Origin of the sequence: Flavobacterium sp. (assembly GCF_031423415.1) — a bacterium.
Classification (GTDB): Bacteria; Bacteroidota; Bacteroidia; order Flavobacteriales; family Flavobacteriaceae; genus Flavobacterium.
This window is the reverse complement of sequence record NZ_JANPFL010000130.1, coordinates 1-4082: the sequence shown is the minus strand read 5'-3', so window position 1 is coordinate 4082 and position 4082 is coordinate 1. Positions and strand designations below refer to the sequence as shown.

Here is a 4082-nt window from a genome sequence, read left to right as displayed (position 1 = left end):
AGCTGTCCGAAAACAGATTTACTAGAAAAATAATTACTTTTACTCATCGTTTTTTGTCTTTTGCAAAACCAAATTACGATTTTAATTGAGAAGCCATTTTTATGGCTTCTTTTTTATTTACTTTTATCGGACAACAATGATTCAAAATATAAAATTTATCACAATTTAAAACTTTAAAAAACTCAATATAAAATAAAACAATTAATTTTCTGTTTACTTTTGCTACAAATAAAAAGCGATGTCAATAGAAGTAAATACTATATCGAAAAGTTATGGAGCTCAAAAAGCTTTGGACAACATTTCATTTACAGTTCAAAAAGGAGAAATTGTGGGTTTTTTGGGTCCAAATGGTGCTGGAAAATCGACTTTAATGAAAATATTAACCACGTATATCGCTGCTGATGAAGGCACTGCTGCCGTAAATGGATTTGATGTGAATTCGCAAACCAAAGCTGTACAACAATCTATTGGCTATTTGCCAGAGCACAATCCGTTGTATTTAGATTTGTATGTGAGAGAATATTTGGCTTTCAACGCTGATGTTTATAAAGTCGCCAAAACTCGAATCGAAGAAGTGATTCAACTGACTGGCTTATCCAGTGAAAGTCACAAGAAAATAGGGCAACTATCTAAAGGGTATCGTCAACGTGTCGGATTGGCAAACGCTTTATTGCACAATCCCGACGTTTTGATTCTCGACGAACCAACTACAGGTTTAGACCCCAACCAATTGATCGAAATTCGAAATGTGATTAAAAATGTAGGGAAAGATAAAACTGTTTTCCTTTCGACACACATTATGCAAGAAGTGGAAGCCATTTGTGACCGCGTCATTATTATTGATAAAGGAAAAATTGTAGCCGATAAAAAATTAGATAATTTAATTTCCACGGACAGAGAGCAAATCATCGAGGTGGAATTTGACTATAAAGTCGAAGAACAATTGATTGCCAAAATCGAAAATCTGACTTCGTATAAAAATACGCACGATATGATTTGGGAGTTGACTTTCAATGCCGACAAAGATATGCGTCCCGCAGTTTTTGATTTTGCCAATGCCAATGGCTTGAAAACATTACAATTGAATCAAAAAAATAAGAATCTGGAAGCGGTTTTTAGGGAGATTACGAAGTAGAAAGTGAAGTGTAAGATTTTCTTACTGAATGTTTCTCTTTAATTTTTCAACGCAGAATGTATGATTTTTATCCAATCTTCTAGGTGCGATTCATTCGTTTGAATAGCATAACTATTAGCATTATAAGGCTTGTATTTTTCAATACTAGTTACTGAAAACAAACCAATAGTAGGTATTTGAGCAGCACTTGCAAGGTGCATCATTCCACTATCAGCTCCTATAAAAACTGCGGTATTTGAAAAAAAAGCGGCTATTTCTCGAATATCTTTACTGTAAAAAGTAGGCGCTTGAAACCCAATTTGAGACACATTTTCGATTGGTAAAACTTCCAAAAGATGATACTCTTCAAACTCGATTTTCAATCTTTCATAAAACTTTACCCACCATTCTTTCGAATAACATTTTTGGCCTGTGGCAAAAGTGAATAAGCAAATCGTCTTTTTCTCGGAACTTACCAATTGATCTAAAATCTCTTTTCCGGTGGTTTTTTCAGCATCGCTCAATTGGAGTACTAAAGGTGGAACTGGGCGTTCCTCATTTGGAATTCCGAGTTGTGCCAAATAACTTCTCAAATTATAAACGGGGTACTTTGCGATATGATTATAATCGTCATATTTGGAATGCGCATCTTGGTCAACTTCTCCAAAAAACTTATAGGTTGCGTTTGCCAATTGGATTGACAATCTGCCAGAAGAAGAATCCTTGTCAACATTGATGGCAAGGTCATAGTGATTTTTTTTAATCAAAATCCACGCTTTTAAATAGCTGGACAATTCTTTGAAATGCTTTTTGGGAAGCTTTATTATTTGTCCAATGTTTTCATAATTTTCGAAAACAATGGGAGCCAAATTTCCTTTGACAAATAAATCGATTTTACAGTTAGGGAAAGTTTGAGTAACCTCTTGAACAAGCGGTGTGATTAAGAGCAGATTTCCTAATCTATGATTTGGTCTGGAAATTAAAACCTTTTTTATTTGGTTCGGGTCTATTGAATTTAATTGCTGTTTTTGAGTCGATTTACCAACATTCGCTGTAATACCTTTCATTAAAGACCTTCTAAACTGGTTTATTTTTATTGCAAAGCCCATAGTAATATTTAAAAAAATTAGAATAGAAAAAATAATGAAAGAACTCTAAAAAAACAATAGAACCAATCTAGTTATCAAACACAAATCTAAAGCATTATCATCGTTTTTTCACCTTACAAAGTTTCACTCAATTAATGTTATGACAATGAAATTGTAATTGTAATTTTCTGAAAAATGACTAAAGATTGACATTTAACATAAAAATGTAAGCCTAAAAAATCTGACTCGCTATTTGATATATATTATCAGATTTTCCCATTGAGTAATAATGGACAAAAGGCACGCCAAATTCGATTAATTCTTTTGATTGTTGCACTGCAAACTCAACGCCTACTTGACGAACAGCTGCATTATCTTTAGCTTGTTCTATAGAATGAATCAAATCTTGAGGCATATCTAACCAAAAAACTTGCGGCAACATTTGCAAATGACGTTTCACGGCAACCGGCTTGATTCCCGGAATAATCGGGACGGTAATTCCAATAGCACGAGCCGCTTCGACAAAGTTGAAATACCGTTGGTTGTCGAAAAACATTTGTGTCACGATATAATCGGAACCAGCATCAACTTTTTCTTTTAGTCTTTTCAAATCGGCTTCCAAACTTGGTGCTTCGATATGTTTTTCGGGATAACCTGAAACTCCTATACAAAAATCGGGCGCATTTTCAGTTGGCAAAGTGTCGTGTAAGAACTGTCCGGCGTTCATCGCCTTGATTTGTTTAACTAAATCTACTGCATAATTATTTCCACCTTTGGTCGGTTCAAAATACTTCTCGCCTTTCATAGGATCGCCGCGAAGAGCCATCAAATTATCGATTCCCAAATAGTGACAATCGACTAATAAGTACTCGGTTTCTTCTTTGGTGAATCCTCCACACAACACGTGAGGAATAGCATCTATTCCATATTTGTGTTGGATGGAAGCGCAAATCCCAACGGTTCCAGGACGCATACGGGTTATCCGACGGTCAAAAAGTCCGTCTTTCTCAATATAAACATATTCTTCTCTCGAAGTGGTTACATCAATAAATGGCGGTTTAAACTCCATCAACGGATCTATGTTTTCATACAAATCCTTAATATTACTTCCTTTTTGTGGCGGAACAATTTCAAAAGAAAATAATGGTTTTCCTTTTGCGTTTTCTATATGTTGTGTTACTTTCATTATAAAGTTATGAGTTATGGGTTATGAGTTATGAGTTAACAAATCAAAAATCGTTAATCAAAAATCATAAATCAATTAATCTGCTATATTCGGGTTCAACCATTTTGTTGCCTTATCGGTTGAAATACTTCTTCTTTTGGCGTAATCAATGACTTGGTCTTCTTTTATTTTTCCGAGTCCAAAATACTTACTTTCCGGATTTCCTAAATAATATCCAGAAACCGATGAAGCGGGCCACATCGCCATACTTTCAGTCAAGGTTACTCCTATTTTTTGTTCTACATTTAGTAATTTCCAGATTGTAGGTTTTTCTAAATGGTCGGGGCAAGCGGGATATCCTGGGGCAGGACGAATACCTTTGTACTCCTCTGCAATCATTGCCTCGGCAGTTATGTTTTCATCTGATGCATAACCCCAAGTCTCTTTACGTATTTTTTCGTGAAGATATTCAGCAAAAGCCTCTGCAAAACGATCTGCCAATGCTTTGACCATAATCGAACTATAATCATCTAAATCCTTTTCGAATTCAGCTGCCCATTCATCAACTCCAAAACCTGTGGTTACACAAAATGCTCCCATATAATCGGTTACTCCATTATCTTTTGGTGCTATAAAATCGGCCAAAGCGAGATTTGGAGCACCTTTGGTTTTTTGTGATTGCTGACGCAAGGTTAGGAAAGTCTGCAATGGTTTT

4 protein-coding genes are annotated in these 4082 nt (G+C 35.3%); 1 reads left to right on the top strand and 3 read right to left on the bottom strand.

Annotated features, from left to right (window positions below):
* Positions 1-238: 238 nt before the first annotated feature.
* Positions 239-1135, top strand: coding sequence for a gliding motility-associated ABC transporter ATP-binding subunit GldA (gene gldA, locus RMO83_RS11975; RefSeq protein WP_310559930.1), 897 nt, complete (start codon positions 239-241; stop codon positions 1133-1135).
* 38 nt (positions 1136-1173) lie between these two features.
* On the opposite strand, the gene RMO83_RS11970 is transcribed toward gldA, so the two are convergent.
* The 3 genes from RMO83_RS11970 to RMO83_RS11960 form a co-directional block, all read right to left on the bottom strand.
* Positions 1174-2181 carry a glycosyltransferase family 9 protein gene (locus RMO83_RS11970; protein ID WP_310559929.1) on the bottom strand — a complete coding sequence of 336 codons (1008 nt, stop codon included), beginning with the start codon at positions 2179-2181 and terminating at the stop codon, positions 1174-1176.
* A gap of 253 nt (positions 2182-2434) precedes the next feature.
* Positions 2435-3388 carry a methylenetetrahydrofolate reductase [NAD(P)H] gene (gene metF / locus RMO83_RS11965; protein ID WP_310559928.1) on the bottom strand — a complete coding sequence of 318 codons (954 nt, stop codon included), beginning with the start codon at positions 3386-3388 and terminating at the stop codon, positions 2435-2437.
* Between the two features lie 75 nt (positions 3389-3463).
* Positions 3464-4082: vitamin B12 dependent-methionine synthase activation domain-containing protein (locus tag RMO83_RS11960; protein ID WP_310559927.1), on the bottom strand; the 619-nt coding region annotated here is incomplete at its 5' end.